This window comes from Streptomyces sp. NPDC020917, assembly GCF_044333795.1.
In the GTDB taxonomy this organism is placed as follows: Bacteria; Actinomycetota; Actinomycetes; order Streptomycetales; family Streptomycetaceae; genus Actinacidiphila.
Window position 1 is genome coordinate 73,901 of the sequence record NZ_JBIRRR010000019.1, and the last position, 14,331, is coordinate 88,231.

The window sequence follows — 14,331 nt, forward strand, 5'->3', positions numbered from 1 at the left end:
GGGGCGGGGGGGGGGGGGGGGGGGGGGGGGGGGGGGGGGGGGGGGGGGGGGGGGGGGGCCCCCCCCCCCCCCCCCCCCCCCCCCCGCGCCGCGTTCCGCGCCGCACGTGGCCCCGCGCTCACGCAGGGTGGTGCCCCCAGCGCGGCCCGACCCTGGCCCACTCCCGGTCCAGGGCCGCCGCCCGCCGGCGGTTGATCGCCATGACGATGAGGCCCTGCAGGCCGAGGGCGAGCAGGCCGAGCACTGTCGACGCCATCAGCCCGAAGACCACCGCGCGGGCCTGCGTCTGCGCCGGATCGGACGGGTTGTCGCGCAGCGTGTTGTGCCCGTCGAGCCACACCTGGACGTTCTGCCCGGCCATGGTGCCCGCCGGAACCGCCGCCTCACCGGTGTGCGCGGTGCCGCCCGGCGGGGTGTAGCGCACCTCCGTGCGCACCTGGGTGCTGTCCGTGGCCACCGCCGTCCAGCCGGTGGCCGGCGCGGTCGGTGCGTCCTGTACCGCGACCGCGGTCACCCGGTGCCAGTCCGCTCCCGGGCGCGGTGCGTGCGCGGTCAATGTCCAGCCGGCCACGGCCCCCGCGATCGGGGCACCGAGCCACAGCAGGACACCGGCGACGAGCACGACCCACGCTTCCACGCGGTCGCTGCGGCGCCTCAGCGTGTTGCGACGCCAGCGCCAGAACCTCACGGTAGTACGCATCGCCGCACTCCCTTCTCGGTACCCATTCCCCCTCGAGCGGTCGTGACACCGCCCGGTCCGGCCCGGTCCGCGCGCATCGGGCCGCCGGCGGGAGCACACTGGTGGTGGCGGGCGACGCGGTCGGCGGCGAGGAGGAACACGTGGAGTTCGAGGTCATCGTGGAGATCCCCCAGGGCTCCCGGAACAAGTACGAGATGGACCACACCATCCACCGCATCCGGCTCGACCGGATGCTCTTCACCTCGACCCGCTATCCCGCCGACTACGGCTTCGTCGACGGCACCCTGGGCCGCGACGGCGACCCGCTGGACGCGCTGGTGCTGGTGGGGGAGCCGACGTTCCCGGGCTGCGCGGTCCTGTGCCGCGCGATCGGCATGTTCGTCATGACCGACGAGAAGGGCCCCGACGACAAGGTGCTCTGCGTGCCCGCGCACGACCCCCGCTACGCACCGCTCCAGGACGTCACCGACGTGCCCGGGTTCGACCTGCTGGAGATCACGCACTTCTTCGAGGTGTACAAGGACCTCGAACCCGGCAAGTCCGTCGAGGGCTCGCACTGGGACGGACGCGACGCGGCCTACGCGGAGATCGAGGCGTCCCGCGCCCGGGCCCGCGTCGGCGCCCCCGCCGCGCACTGACCGGTCCCGCGCGCGCCGGGCCCCGGCACGCCGGGGCCCGCGGCCGTCACGACCCGACGGCCCACAGGTCGTTGAAGCGGCGGGTGCGGCGCGCCACCCGCTCGCCGCGCAGCACCAGCCGGGTGCTCGCGATCAGCTGGTGGTCCGCCGAGACCACGTCCGGGCTCACCTCGTAGCTCACCGCGTGGTCGTACACGATGAAGTCGTTGGTCGGGTCGAGCCGCACCGGCGGCGGCACCGCGGAGATCGCCACCACCCGGGCCTCCACGCCCAACGCCTCGTGGCTGCGCCGCAGTTCCTTGATGTCGTCGTCGATCTGCTCCGGGTGGTCCACGATGAACAGCCGGCGTACGTGCACCCCGCGGTCGATCGCCGCGCGCTGGGCCGCCAGGTACCGGCGGCCCAGCTCCGAGGACCACAACCCGGTGTCCACCGACGTGCTCGTCGCGTCGATGGAGGAGGTGCAGCAGTGCGTGAGCGTCACGATCCAGTCGTGGTCCTCGCCCTCGTACTCGACCTGGTCGGCCTTCAGGTCCTTGAGCAGCACCGCGAGCTTGGTGATCTCGGCCTCGGCGAAGGAGTGGATGATGTCCTGGTTGCTGGCCTCGAGCTGCGTGACGTGGTGCACCAGCGCGGTGACCGCCCGGGTGGGCACCGGGGAGCGCTCGACCTGACCGAAGAACCGTGTGGCCTCGTTCACCTGCTCGAAGCCGTTCTCCACCACCTCCCGCATGGCGGTGGCGTGCTGGGTGAAGGCGTTCTCCACGGTCTCCAGCCGGCGTTCGAAGTCGGTCAGGTACTGCACGATGAGCGTCGCCCCGCCGATGAACACCGAGACCGTCAGCCGCCATATCTCGGGCTGGTTGGTGATGTTGGTGATGAAGTACGCCAGAGCGCCGACAAAGCTGGTGACGATGACCTTCCAGACGACGGTCGGTATGCCTTGGTCCATCTTCCCCCCAGTGGTTGGTCCGGTGACGGCGTCTCAGGAGCTCGCCAGAACACGACGGGACAGCGGAGCGGTCTGTACGGCGACCTGGTCGCGGATGCGCTGCACCAGGGTCTGCCACTGACGGGAGAACCCGGGCTGCTTCTCCAGGGTCTCCCACACACCCGACAGGCCGTCCGGGACGCGAGCGCCGGGCATCCACAGGTGCAGCAGGTGGTCGACGAGCGGGCGCAGCGCCGCCAGCACCGCCTCGCCGTCGCCCGAGCCCAGCCGGCTGCGCTCGACCAGCGCCAGCAGCGTCGTCAGCAGCCAGTCGTGCAGGGCGAGGTCCTCGCAGAGCGCGGCGACGGCCGCCGGATCCGCGACCGGCGTGCGCAGCGCGACGGTGCGCAGCCCGTCGGCGGCGACGGTGAACCGCTCGATGGACGCGCCCGCGCCCTCGGCGGCCGGCAGCGCCGCCCACCGCAGCCTGGTGCGGCCGGACTTGAACGGCGCGCGCTGGTCCAGCAGCGGATGCCGCAGGACGTGGTCCAGCAGCCGCTCGGCCACCGCGCCGGGGTTGAGCACCCCGCCGGGCAGCGGTGCGGCGGCCAGGAAGCCGTCGACCACGTCGCGGGCCTGGTGGCGGGCCAGCGGCTCCACCACGCCCGGCCGCAGCAGGTAGTGGCCCCAGGCCCTGCGGTGGCTGCCTTCGCTGGGGACCAGCCGGGCGAACGCCGAGGTCTGCAGCACCCGCCCCTCGGTGAGCACCGCGCGCCCGGCCACCGTGCCCACCGCGCGGGGCCGGCTGCCGCCGGCCGCGGGCAGCCGGCAGTCCACGCCGGTCAGCAGATGCGGTGACACCACCCGCAGGTTGGGGCGCTCGGAGAGCAGCACGGGCTCGTCCGGCCGCAGGTTCAGCAGCTGGGCAGCGGTGCGGGCGGTCAGCGCCTCGGAGGTGCGCAGCACGCTGGTCCGCACCTCGCCGCACAGCACGGGCTGGAGGCCGGAGTCCGCGGGCGCCATCGGTCAGGGCCCCGGGTAGAAGACGTAGGCGGCCCGGTCGGGGATGTCCGCCGGGACCTGGATGCCCTCGCCGGCCGCCCGCTCGGCGACCTGCCGCAGGGCGGTGGCGTCGGCCTCCACCTGGCTGAGCACCACCCGCACCGCGTGCTCGATCGGCAGGAAGCGCGACGGCAGCACCGAGGTGGTGCGGTAGGCGGCGAACGGCGGTGCCGAGTCGTTCAGCCGCAGCAGCGGGGGTAACGCGCTCCAGGTCTCCGGGAGCGTCTGGTCCGGGCGCAGGCCGCGCGGTTCCAGTACCGGGTTGCCGCGGTGCCGCAGCAGCCCGAGCCGGGCCAGCTGCCACACCGCCGCCAGGAACGGGCAGGACCAGGTGCGCCGCGGGTCCTCGTTCCACAGCTCGACGTCGACGAAGATCGAGTGCCGGCGCGCGCCCGCCTCCGACGGGGGCGTCCACGGCACGACCCGGCCCATCGCCTCGCCGGCGCCGGAGGCCGGACTGCGCTGCCCGTTGGACAGCCAGCCCATCTCGCGCACCCCGGGCCGGGTGCCGTCGCTGCCCTCGGCCGGGCTCTCCACCAGGCGGCTCTCCACCGCCGCGGCCAGCGCCACACCGTCGGCCTGGGCGCAGGCGGACTCCCGCGCCAGGTAGTCGATCTCCAGGCCGGCCGCCTTCGCCTCGCCGAGCAGCAGCGGCACCAGCTCCCTGGGCGAGGAGAACTGGGTGAAGTAGTCGTCGATCAGGAAGCAGGTGCTCACCCGGGCCCGCCGGCCGCCGGACATCACCGCGGCCGCCTGGTGCGCCGCGTCCGCCCACGGCTTGACCCGGGCGAAGTGCTCACGCAGCCGGTCCGGCCCGTCCTCGAAGTCCTCCATGTACAAGTGGCCCAGTTCCAGGGAGACATGGGCCAGCGGGAGGGACTGCGTGCGGGGCTCGGCGGTGGTCTCGCGGAAGATCTGCTCGGTCACTGCCGCTCCCACGCCTCGTCGTCCACCAGGGCGGCGGCCAGTTCCTCCAGCGCCTGCCGGGTGGCCATGCCGGCGACCTTGCTCGCCAGCACGTCCTCGTCGGTGATCAGCTGCTCACGCCACTGCAGGACCGGTTCCAGCGGGATCTTCCCGAGCAACCGGGCGTAGCCGAGGTCGAGTTCGGCGGCCAGCTGGGTCAGGTCGCGGTCGCAGGTGCGCATCCACTCGGACTGGGCGAGCGGAACGTGCGACCACAGCGGGGACTCGGGATCGGGCACGGCGGCCCGCACGAACCGGATCGAGTCGCGCAGCGCGCCCTTGTCGTGGCCGCGCTCCACGCCGCCCGCCACGATCCCGCGTTCACCGAACACCAGGCCGTGGGCCGCGATGACGTGCTGGTGGGTCCAGCGGTGGAAGACCAGCCAGCGGCTCAGCGCCCCCTGCAACTCCGGCTGCGCGGTGGCCTCCAGCACCATGTCGACCGCGTACGAGCGGCCCGCGCTGAGGTCCACCACCACGACGTCGAACTCGGACTCCAGCTGCAGGAAGAGGTTCACGCAGCGGCGGACGGTGTCCTTGCCGATCGCGAACTCCCCGCCGTCCCGGTCGCCGGGCAGCAGGACCAGCCGCCCGGACCCGGTGGGCCGGTAGCGCAGCTCGTCGTGCTCGGACTCCGCCCACACGTCGATCCGGTGCGGTTCGGTGTGCCGGCCCTGCAGATGCGAGTGGAGGCCGCCGGCGGCCACGCCTCTGCTGGCGCCCGGCACGTCGAAGACCGCCGCCGCGGTGGGCGAGCCGAAGTCGAAGTCGAGGTAGCAGACGTCGTCGCCCGCCAGCGCACGGCGGTAGGCGACGTTGGAGCTGGTCACCGAGCGCCCGGTGCCGCCCTTGTCGGATGCCGCGAATACCAGCACGGTTCACATCCCCCGGGCTGCGGCACGGCGGCCCATGATCATGGCGTCCAGCTCGACGAGCACCTGAAGCGCCAGCGCGCAGGCGGTGCTCGGCCGTTCGTCCACCACCTCACGGGCCCTGCGCAAGGCCACCTCGATCGTCTTCAGCGCTATGGCGCGGGTCCCGTCGGCGGACGACGAGGGCACCAGCAGCTCCTTGCCGAACAGGTGACTCGCCTCGCTGATCAGCGAGTTGGCATGGAGGGTCAGCTCCGCGCTGCGCAGCGGCGGCTCCTGGTAGAGCGACCGCGCGGCCACCATGCACTCGACGAGACGCTCGGTGGCGCTCCAGGACACGACGGTGGCCTGCGGCAGCGGCGCCTCGGGGAAGACCGCGGTGACGTCGTCCCAGAGCTTGGAGCTGCGGCCGGAGCGCAGCCGCCGCAGCCACAGGTGCTCCAGCGAGGTCTCGCCCAGCCGCAGCATCCGGTCCCGGACCGGGATGGTGCGCGACAGGGTGCCCAGCTGGATGGTGCGCTTGAGGAGCTGGGCGGAGAAGTCGCGCATGGTCCACTGCATCGGCGGGCCGATCCGGTCAGAACCGTGCAGCGGCAGCCGGACGCCCGGGCTGTGCAGCGCGACCGCGCCGTCCCTGCCGGTCATCCGGCCGGTGATCCGGCCGCGTTCGGCCAGCCGCTCCAAAACGGTGGCCATCCGGGACAGGTCGTCCTCGGATCCCCGCCGGCGCTGGTGGTCCTGGGCCAGGATCGCGGTGACCAGGAGGGTGAAGTACTCCGACTCCAGCCGCTGGCCGGTGGTCCGCCAGGGGATGTCCTCCAGCGGCCAGCGGCCCTCGCCGAAGCGGGCCAGCAGGGACCAGTACCGCTGGGTGATCTCCCAGCGCAGCCGGAGTGCCTCGGCCAGGCTCTGCTGCTCGGGGGAGAGCAGGCCCAGGGTCAGGGTGCGGTCGGAGAACAGGTCGACGATGCCGTCGAGCGCGGAGACGGTGAAGTACAGGTAGGGCACCGGCTGGGCGACGCCGGCCGGCTGCTGGCCGATGGGCACGGTGGTGTCGACCGGGGGAGCGGTGTCCACCACGCTCCACGACCAGCCGCACTCGAACAGCTGGTTCTCGTCGTCCAGGTCGCCGACGATGTCCACGCCGATGGTGAAGCGGTCGCGGATGGTGGCCCGCAGCGGCTTGAGCCGCCGCTGCAACTGCTGGACGACGAGCCGGTCGGGGATCCGGCCCTGCCCCACCAGGCCCACCAGCGCCTCGCCCTGCGAGGACTCGGAGTCGAAGACGCTCACTGTGAACGCGCGCAGCAGGCTGACCATCGCGGCGGTCAGGCGTAACGAGGTGGCGGCCCGCAGCTCCTCGGCCAGCTCCCGGACCTCGGCCCGCCGCGGCTTGGTGGTGAAGACCTTCAGGAAGCCGAGCGTGGCCAGGCAGAGCGTCACCGACATCGAGTACGAGTCGACGACACCGACGGCCAGTTGCTCCGGCGTCGGCTCGTCCTTCTCGTCGGCCGAGCTGAAGTAGTGCCCGCCGGCGAACGTCGGGCTCTTCTTCTCGTCGGTGTGGGTGCGCATGTAGTCGTGCAGGACTTCCAGCAGCCGCACGGGGATGTCGCTGCGGCTGCCGACGGTGCGCAGCGCGGTGAGAACGTCGGCGTCAGTGGTGTCCGGGTCGTCGAGACGGAACTCGGGGATCTCCGTCGCGGGGTAGAGCAGGCACAGCAGGCGTTCGGAGTCGGCAACGCTGCTCTGCCGGCCGTCGTCGCCCCATTCCCATTCCCCGGCGGGAAAGGAATGGCGGCCGATGGCCTGCCAGATCTCCAGCAGTTGCTGACGTGGTTGGATCTGCATCCCCGAACCCCTTGCCCCTGTTGCTCCCCGATGGTCTCCGGACCCCTGAGCCGAGTGTCACACCGCGCCGCGTCTACCGCAGGCGACGATCATCCCCGTATATCCCTCGCGCACCGCATCCCCCTCCGGCGGGGCGATACGGACGATCTTCATGTCCTCGCTGTACGGCGCCAGTGTCGCTTCGATGTCGTCCCGGGTCACGGCACACGCCGGGAACCAGTGATCACCGACCTGGTAGCCCTCGGAATTCTCCATGAAGGCCGCGGCGAACGGTGACCCGGGTTCCAGCGCCTCGGCAAAGGAATTGACCGCCTTGCGGAATTCCAGGTGCGAGGTGGACATGGACTCGGCGACGAAGAACATCGTCCCCATACCCCACTGGCGCGACGGCAACCGGAAAAGGTCGCCCGCCTGCACGGTGGCCGCCTCGCGCAGCGCGGCCCGCGGATCGGACACCGCGGCGTAGCCGTCGCCGTGCAGCAGCAGATCCCAGAACTCGTCCCAGTTCGGCTCGTAGCCGACGACCTGGCGGCGCAGCCAGGCGACGTTGGCCGCCGACCGCTCGAACATCGTGATCTCCCGGCACCAGGGCAGCATCGCGAGTGCCGGATACAGGTTGGCGCCCGCACCGACGTCCACACCGGTCACGGGCTGGTCGGGCCGGCGGCCGTGGAAATGGGCGGCGAAGTGATCGCGCACGATTTCGATGATCTGCCGGTCATCCTGGCGCAGCGCGCGGTAGTTGTGCTCGCTGTAGGCGAGGGGGTCGAAGGCGTCCCAGGGGGCCTCGCGGTTGAGTCGCCCCGACGATGGGTCAGATGCGGGATCCATATGGCCAAGACTAGCGCCAACCGGCCTGCGGCTCTGTGCACGTGACACGATTTCAGGCCACGCCGCCACCGGTGAACGCGTAATCCGGCCAGAAGCGGGATCGCCCGCCCCTGTTCGGTGCGAGGCGCCCTGGACAGGGGGTCACGCACGCAAGTACACCAGCAGAGAAGGTGTACGAAATCACGTGCCGTGCGGAACCGGTATCCATCATTCCCCAGGGAGCAGCGTGAACTTCCTGTCCAACGCCCGGCGACCGAACTCCGGCGCCGGCGACCAGCACCCGCAGGAGGCCGTCATACGGCCCGTCACCGAAGCCGATCTCGCCGCCGTCGAACGCCTGGACCGGGCGGTGTTCGGGTCCGCCTGCTATCCGGCGTTCGTGGTGCGCCAGCTCTTCGACGCGCACGGCCACCACATGCTCGCCCTCGACACACCCACCGGTCTGCACGGCTACGTGCTGCTGGCCACCGCCCGCGGCTGGGACACCGGGTGGATCCTGAGCCTGGGCGTGGAGGAGCCCTGGCGGCAGAAGGGGTACGGGCGGCGGCTGCTGTCGCAGTGCCTGCGGGACCTGGTGGACCGCGACCTGCGGGAGGTCCGGCTGAGCGTCGAGGAGGGCAACGACGCGGCCGTGCAGCTCTACCGCTCGCTCGGGTTCGTCCCCATCGGGAACAGGGCCGACTACCTCGGGCCCGGCGAGGACCGGCTGATCATGGCGCTGCCTGTCGCCGGCACCGCCGGGACCGCCCCCGGCCGTTGACCCCCCGGCCGTTGCCCCCTCGGCGGCCGACCCGTGGCGCCTGACCTGCGGTCATCGGCCGCCGGCCGCCCGGGCAGGCGCCGCGCCGCGCCGGGGCGGCGCGGAGTCCCGCGGGTACCCTGCGCTGATGAGCTCTCACCCCAGCGAACCCCGCACCGTCGTCCTCCTGGGCTCCACCGGATCCATCGGGACGCAGGCCATCGACGTCATCATGCGCAACCCGGACCGCTTCCGGGTCAGGGCGCTGTCCGCGGGCGGCGGCAGCCTGCCCCTGCTGGTGCGCCAGGCGCTCGACCTCGGAGTGGAGACGGTCGGCGTGGCGGACAGCCGCGCCGCCGCGGAGTTCCGGACGCTGCTGCGCGCCGAGGCGGAGCGGCGTGGGGCGGAGGCGGGCCCGCTGCGGCTGCCCGAGGTGATCGACGGGCCGGGTGCCTCGACCGCGCTGGCCGGCATGGAGTGCGACGCGGTGCTCAACGGCATCACCGGCGCGGTCGGCCTGGAGCCGACGCTGGCGGCGCTGCGCGCGGGCAGCAGGCTCGTCCTCGCCAACAAGGAGTCGCTGATCGTCGGCGGTCCGCTGGTCAAGCGGCTCGCCGCGCCCGGCCAGATCCTGCCGGTCGACTCCGAGCACTCCGCGTTGTTCCAGTGCCTGCTGGGCGGCAGGGCGGAGGAGGTGCGGCGGCTGGTGATCACCGCGAGCGGCGGTCCGTTCCGCGGCCGCACCCGGGAGGAGATGGCTGCGGTCACCCCCGAGGAGGCGCTGGCGCACCCGGTCTGGAGCATGGGTCCTGTCATCACCATCAACTGCGCCAACCTGATCAACAAGGGGCTCGAGGTCATCGAGGCGCACCTGCTGTTCGACGTCCCCTTCGAGCGGATCGAGGTCGTCGTCCACCCCCAGGTGATGGTCCATTCCATGGTGGAGTTCACCGACGGCTCCACCCTGGCGCAGGTCGGGCCGCCCGACATCCGGGTGCCGCTGTCCCTGGGGCTCGGCTGGCCGGACCGCGTCCCGGACGCCGCGCCGGCCTGCGACTGGACGAAGGCGGCCACCTGGGAGTTCTTCCCCGTGGACCACGCCGCCTTCCCGGGCCTGCGGCTCGCCTACGAGGCCGGTGCCGCCGGCGGCACCATGCCGGCCGTGCTCAACGCGGCCAACGAGGAACTGGTCGCCGCGTTCACCGCGGGCCGCCTGCCGTTCCTGGGCATCGTCGACACCCTCAGCAAGATCGTCGGCGAGCACGACCTCGTGCCCGGCGACGCGATGACGCTGGAAGCCGTCGCCGACGCCGAGCGCTGGGCGCGGGCCCGGGCCCACGAACTCACCCTCGGCTGACGGCGGTACCCGGAAGGCGAGCGGTGGGTGCCCTGCCGGCGGCGCGGCCGGCAGAGAGACGGACTGACGATGCGTCTGAAATGACGACGTGTCAGAAGCTCGGCCGTTCGCCGGCAGAGGGTCGAGCGCGGGGTGTGGCCCGACCTGCCTCTGACGGGACGTCAATTCACGCGGACCGTCATGCGGAGCCACGCTCCCCGGCGGTCCGCCAGCTGGATGAAAGCCGGTGCGCAGGCACCGCCAGCCGGGCGAGAAGCCGGCCCACGTGCAGCCGGGCCCCGACGGCAGCCGTCTGTAATGCGCGTATGTTCTCTTCGAGATTCCTCCACCGGTCCGCCCGCGGCCGCGCCCGGCGTGCGCGTGCGGGGCTGCTCGGCGCGGTCGCGGCCACGGCCGTGCTGCTGCCCGCGACAGCCGCCCTGGCGGCACCGCATCCCGCCGGGCACCCAGCGGCGGCGGCACGTGCGACGCCGCCGCCGCTGGTGTCCGAGACGTTCACCGGTGCCACCGCCGACCCCGGGTTCGTCGGCACCGGCGCGGCCTGCCTGACGGGGGCGCCGCAGGCCGCCGCCCCCGGCCCCGGCAACCATCCGCTGGACGGCTGCCCGGCCGGCGCCGCCGGCCCCGTGCCGCCCGCCGGCGGGGCACCGCACGGCTACCTGCGGCTGACCGACGCCGCCAACGACCAGTCCGGCGCGGTCCTGTACGACCACGCGATCCCCGCCACCGCCGGTCTGAAGGTCAGCTTCGACCAGTGGCAGTACGGCTCCACCACGCCGAACACCCCGGCCGACGGGATCTCCTTCTTCCTGGTCGACGGCGCCGCGTCCCTGGACCACCCCGGGGCGTTCGGCGGCAGCCTCGGATACGCCCAGAAGCTGCCCGACGACAACCCGGCCAGCGCCTTCCTGCCCGGCGTGGACCGCGGCTACCTCGGCGTCGGCCTGGACGTGCTGGGCAACTACTTCGGCGACTGGGAGCACCGCGGCGACGGCTGCGCGCAGCGCTCGCCCGCGGGCACCGACTTCCGCGTGCCCGCGCCCGGTTCGAACATGGTCACCCTGCGCGGACCCGGTGACGGCACCACCGGGTACTGCTTCATGACCGCCACGTCCACCAACCTGGGGAGCACCAGCGGCCCCTGGCAGTCCACCCTGCCCGGGAAGCTCCAGGGCCCGACCACGGCGCTGCCCCCCGGCGCGACACCCGCGCAGGCCGAGGCGGCGCTGGAGGAGTCCCGGCGGACCGTCACCGTCACCGTCACCCCGGCGCCCGACCCGCAGGTCACCGTCGACGTCGACTTCCACGACGGTGCGGGCGAGCAGCAGGTGCTGTCCACGAAGGCGCCCGAACCCGTCCCGTCCTCCTACAAGTTCGGGTTCGCCGCCTCCACCGGGCTGTTCACCGACGTGCACCTGCTGCGCAACATCGTGATCGAACCGGACGCGGCCCTGCCGGAGCTGTCGCTGGTCAAGCAGGTCGCCGAGCACCCGCCGCTGCCCGAGCCGCTGACGCCCGGGACCAAGGTCCCGTTCGAGTACGTGGTGACCAACAGCGGCAGCACCGACATCGACGCGGTGTCGGTCGCCGACGACCGCGTCACCGGCGTCAAGTGCCGGGAGACCAGGCTGACACCGGGCGACTCCACGACGTGCACCGGCACCTATACGGTGACCGATGCCGACGCGGAGGCCGGAGCGGTGACCAACACCGCCATCGCGCACGGCAGTTCGGGTGGTGCGCCGGTCGAGTCGGCACCGGACGACGTCACCCTGCCGATCGCCCCGGGCGCGGGACTGACGCTGTCGAAGCAGGTCGACGACGCGCGGACGTACCACTCCGGCGACACGGTGGACTACACCTACCGCGTGACCAACTCCGGCGGCACGACCGTCACGGGCCTGCACATCGTCGACGACAGGGTCTCCGGGATCACCTGCGAGGACGTCACCCTGGCACCGGGCGCGTCCACCACGTGCAGCGGCACGTACGCGGTCACCGATGCGGACGCCCGGGCGGGCCGCGTGACGAACGTCGCGACCGCGGTCGGCGACGAAGGCGCCCTGCGCAGCAACGAGGCGGACGCGACCATCCGCGTCGCCTGCCCGCCCCCGCCGCCCAAGCCGTGCCCGCCCGACCACAAGAAGCCCCCGCAGCACAGGCCGCCGCACCACATGCACCCCATGAGCTAGACGCACGCACCACTCCCTGACGCCGGGCCGCCCCTCCGCGGGCGACCCGGCGTCGGCATGTCCCCACCCCCGGGCCCGGCCAGGCCCAAGGGTGGGTGCGGCAGGGCCACCCAGGTCAGCACGGTGCGCCGTACGTTGGAGGGCATGCAGACGACACGGCTGAACGGCTTCCTGCGGGCCCGCCGGGCCCTGGTGCGGCCCGAGGCGCACGGCATCCCGGCAGGGGAGCGGCGCACACCGGGGCTGCGGCGCGAGGAGGTGGCGCTGCTCGCCGGTGTGAGCACCGACTACTACGTCCGGCTGGAGCAGGGCCGCGAGCAGCACCCGTCGGCGCAGGTGCTGCGCGCGCTGGCGGGCGCACTGCTGCTGGAGGACGAGGAGGCCGCCTACCTGCGGGCCCTGGCCGACCCGCCGCGAGCGGCGGGCGGCGGCTCACGGCCGGCACGGGAGTACGCCGGGCCGCACCTGGTCTCCCTGCTGGACGCCTGGGCCGGCACCCCCGCCCTGGTCTACGGCCGGTACCTCGACCTGCTGGCGGTGAACTCGCTCGGCGAGGCGCTCTTCGACTGGCTCGGCGACGACACCAGCCTCATCACGGCGATGTTCCTCAACCCGGCCGCCCGCGACTTCTACCACGACTGGCCCCGGATCGCGCAGGGCTGCGTGGCCGCCTTGCGGGCCGCCAACCCCGCCCCCGACGACCGCAGGTTGCAGGAGCTGGTCGGCGAACTGTGCGTGCGCAGCGATGACTTCGCCCGGATGTGGGCGCGCCACGAGGTCCGCGCCAAGTCGGCCGCCACCAAGCGCTTCCACCACCACGCGGTCGGCGACCTGACCCTGGGCTTCGAGACGTTCTCCGTCAACAGCGCCCCCGGCCAGCACCTCGTGGTCTACCGGGCGGAGCCCGGCAGCGCCGCGGAGGACTCGCTGGCCCTGCTCGCCCGGACCACCGTCCCGCCCGCGGGCCCCGCCCCCGGCGCGGGGACCGCCCCGGCGGCAGCCCGGGGCGCCGGGCCGCGTCCGGGCGGAACACCCGCCGGCCCACCGGCATCCGACGACACCGAAGGACACGCACCGCATGAACTCCCCTGACACGCCTGCCTGGTTCATCACCGGCTGCTCCACCGGCCTCGGCCGAGCCCTGGCCCGCGCCGTGCTGGCGCGCGGCTGGCGGGCGGCGGTCACCGCCCGGGACCCCGGGCAGGTCGCCGACCTGGTCGCCGGCCACGAGGACCGCGCCCTCGCCCTGCCCCTGGACGTCACCGACGCCGACGCGATCGCCGCGGCAGTGGACCGGGCGCAGACCGCGTTCGGCGGGATCGACGTCCTGGTCAACAACGCCGGGTACGGCTATCTCGCCGCCGTCGAGGAGGGCGACGACCGCGAGGTCCGCGCCCTGTTCGACACCAACGTGTTCGGCCTGGCCGCCGTCACCCGGGCCGTCCTGCCCGGCATGCGGGCCCGCCGCCGCGGCCACGTCGTGAACGTCTCCTCGCTCGGCGGCCTCGCCGCCTTCGGCGCCACCGGCTACTACCACGCCACCAAGTTCGCCGTGGAGGGCCTGTCCGAGTCCCTGGCCGCCGAGGTCGCGCCGCTCGGAATCGGGGTGACGATCGTCGAACCCGCCGCGTTCCGCACCAACTGGTCCGGCCCGTCCATGCGGCAGTCGGCCACCGTCATCGACGACTACGCGGCCACCGCCGGCGCGCGCCGGGCCGGCACGCTGGCCACCTACGGGCACCAGCCCGGCGACCCGGCGCGCGCCGCCGAGGCGGTGATCGGCGCGGTCACGGCCGGTGAGCCCCCGCTGCGCCTGCTGCTCGGCAAGGCCGCGTACGACATCGCCGGCGCCCGGCTCGACACGCTCAGGACCGCGTTCGACACCTGGCGCGACGTGACGCTCAGCGCCGACTTCCCTGCGGAGGAGAAGCCGGCCGCCTGACGGGCGGCGCCGACGCCCCGAGGGTTCCCAGCGGGGGGCCGGCCGGTCCCGCGCACCGGGACGTGTCCTGGGGGTGGGGCGGCGTGCGCGACATGCCAGGGTGCGCGTGGCGCGTACCCGGGCGTGAGGGCCTGCCGTCGCCGCCGGCGCCGACCGCCCGGAAAGCAGGCGGCGCCGGGGCCGCGGGGCCGCCCGCGGGGCCGCGGATCAGCGGTTAGGCCGCCTGGCGGAGAGGTCCGATGCGCCAGTG

13 protein-coding genes are annotated in these 14,331 nt (G+C 73.4%); 6 read left to right on the forward strand and 7 right to left on the reverse strand.

Going from position 1 to position 14,331, the window contains the following annotated elements; translation table 11 throughout:
- Positions 1-118: 118 nt before the first annotated feature.
- Positions 119-700 carry a hypothetical protein gene (locus ACH4TG_RS31440; protein ID WP_398245997.1) on the reverse strand — a complete coding sequence of 194 codons (582 nt, stop codon included), beginning with the start codon at positions 698-700 and terminating at the stop codon, positions 119-121.
- Positions 701-840: 140 nt separating this feature from the next.
- Here ACH4TG_RS31440 and ACH4TG_RS31445 point away from each other — a divergent pair, with 140 nt between their 5' ends.
- The gene (locus ACH4TG_RS31445) at positions 841-1,338 is read left to right on the forward strand and encodes an inorganic diphosphatase (RefSeq protein ID WP_398246090.1); all 498 of its coding nucleotides are present in this window, start codon (positions 841-843) and stop codon (positions 1,336-1,338) included.
- Positions 1,339-1,384: 46 nt separating this feature from the next.
- Here the strand turns inward: ACH4TG_RS31445 and ACH4TG_RS31450 are convergent, their stop codons facing one another.
- The 6 genes from ACH4TG_RS31450 to ACH4TG_RS31475 are packed head-to-tail and all read right to left on the reverse strand — an operon-like array spanning position 1,385 to position 7,851.
- Complete coding sequence (locus ACH4TG_RS31450) at positions 1,385-2,290, reverse strand: hypothetical protein (protein WP_398245998.1); 906 nt, start codon at positions 2,288-2,290, stop codon at positions 1,385-1,387.
- Positions 2,291-2,323: 33 nt separating this feature from the next.
- Positions 2,324-3,292: an SCO2521 family protein gene (locus ACH4TG_RS31455; RefSeq protein ID WP_398245999.1), complete on the reverse strand. Its 969-nt coding sequence runs from the start codon at positions 3,290-3,292 to the stop codon at positions 2,324-2,326.
- A gap of 3 nt (positions 3,293-3,295) precedes the next feature.
- Entirely contained in the window at positions 3,296-4,258 is a 963-nt protein-coding gene (locus ACH4TG_RS31460; protein WP_398246000.1) for an SCO2522 family protein, read from the reverse strand.
- Positions 4,255-5,172, reverse strand: coding sequence for an SCO2523 family variant P-loop protein (locus ACH4TG_RS31465; protein WP_398246001.1), 918 nt, complete (start codon positions 5,170-5,172; stop codon positions 4,255-4,257). Before ACH4TG_RS31465 ends, ACH4TG_RS31460 begins: the two co-directional genes overlap by 4 nt.
- Positions 5,173-5,175: 3 nt before the next feature.
- Positions 5,176-7,020, reverse strand: a complete 1,845-nt coding sequence (locus ACH4TG_RS31470; protein ID WP_398246002.1) for an SCO2524 family protein — start codon at positions 7,018-7,020, stop codon at positions 5,176-5,178.
- 57 nt (positions 7,021-7,077) lie between these two features.
- Positions 7,078-7,851, reverse strand: coding sequence for an SCO2525 family SAM-dependent methyltransferase (locus ACH4TG_RS31475; protein ID WP_398246003.1), 774 nt, complete (start codon positions 7,849-7,851; stop codon positions 7,078-7,080).
- Positions 7,852-8,077: 226 nt separating this feature from the next.
- Between ACH4TG_RS31475 and ACH4TG_RS31480 the strand changes: the two genes are divergently transcribed.
- The 5 genes from ACH4TG_RS31480 to ACH4TG_RS31500 all read left to right on the forward strand — a co-directional run bounded on the left by ACH4TG_RS31480 (position 8,078) and on the right by ACH4TG_RS31500 (position 14,081).
- Positions 8,078-8,611, forward strand: coding sequence for a GNAT family N-acetyltransferase (locus ACH4TG_RS31480; protein ID WP_398246004.1), 534 nt, complete (start codon positions 8,078-8,080; stop codon positions 8,609-8,611).
- A 127-nt stretch (positions 8,612-8,738) separates the two neighbouring features.
- Positions 8,739-9,947, forward strand: a complete 1,209-nt coding sequence (gene dxr, locus ACH4TG_RS31485) for a 1-deoxy-D-xylulose-5-phosphate reductoisomerase (RefSeq protein WP_398246005.1) — start codon at positions 8,739-8,741, stop codon at positions 9,945-9,947.
- 305 nt (positions 9,948-10,252) lie between these two features.
- Positions 10,253-12,139, forward strand: coding sequence for a hypothetical protein (locus tag ACH4TG_RS31490; protein ID WP_398246006.1), 1,887 nt, complete (start codon positions 10,253-10,255; stop codon positions 12,137-12,139).
- A 144-nt stretch (positions 12,140-12,283) separates the two neighbouring features.
- The gene (locus tag ACH4TG_RS31495) at positions 12,284-13,231 is read left to right on the forward strand and encodes a helix-turn-helix domain-containing protein (RefSeq protein ID WP_398246007.1); all 948 of its coding nucleotides are present in this window, start codon (positions 12,284-12,286) and stop codon (positions 13,229-13,231) included.
- Positions 13,218-14,081 carry an oxidoreductase gene (locus ACH4TG_RS31500; RefSeq protein WP_398246008.1) on the forward strand — a complete coding sequence of 288 codons (864 nt, stop codon included), beginning with the start codon at positions 13,218-13,220 and terminating at the stop codon, positions 14,079-14,081. The genes ACH4TG_RS31495 and ACH4TG_RS31500 overlap by 14 nt, the downstream gene beginning before the upstream one ends.
- Positions 14,082-14,331: the final 250 nt, after the last annotated feature.

Bases quoted from the DNA above. Each gene is read 5' to 3' on its own strand.
- ACH4TG_RS31440 (WP_398245997.1), bottom strand. From the start codon at position 700: ATGCGTACTACCGTGAGGTTCTGGCGCTGGCGTCGCAACACGCTGAGG.
- ACH4TG_RS31450 (WP_398245998.1), bottom strand. From the start codon at position 2,290: ATGGACCAAGGCATACCGACCGTCGTCTGGAAGGTCATCGTCACCAGC.
- ACH4TG_RS31455 (WP_398245999.1), bottom strand. From the start codon at position 3,292: ATGGCGCCCGCGGACTCCGGCCTCCAGCCCGTGCTGTGCGGCGAGGTG.
- ACH4TG_RS31470 (WP_398246002.1), bottom strand. From the start codon at position 7,020: ATGCAGATCCAACCACGTCAGCAACTGCTGGAGATCTGGCAGGCCATC.
- ACH4TG_RS31475 (WP_398246003.1), bottom strand. From the start codon at position 7,851: ATGGATCCCGCATCTGACCCATCGTCGGGGCGACTCAACCGCGAGGCC.
- dxr (WP_398246005.1), top strand. From the start codon at position 8,739: ATGAGCTCTCACCCCAGCGAACCCCGCACCGTCGTCCTCCTGGGCTCC.
- ACH4TG_RS31490 (WP_398246006.1), top strand. From the start codon at position 10,253: ATGTTCTCTTCGAGATTCCTCCACCGGTCCGCCCGCGGCCGCGCCCGG.
- ACH4TG_RS31495 (WP_398246007.1), top strand. From the start codon at position 12,284: ATGCAGACGACACGGCTGAACGGCTTCCTGCGGGCCCGCCGGGCCCTG.
- ACH4TG_RS31500 (WP_398246008.1), top strand. From the start codon at position 13,218: ATGAACTCCCCTGACACGCCTGCCTGGTTCATCACCGGCTGCTCCACC.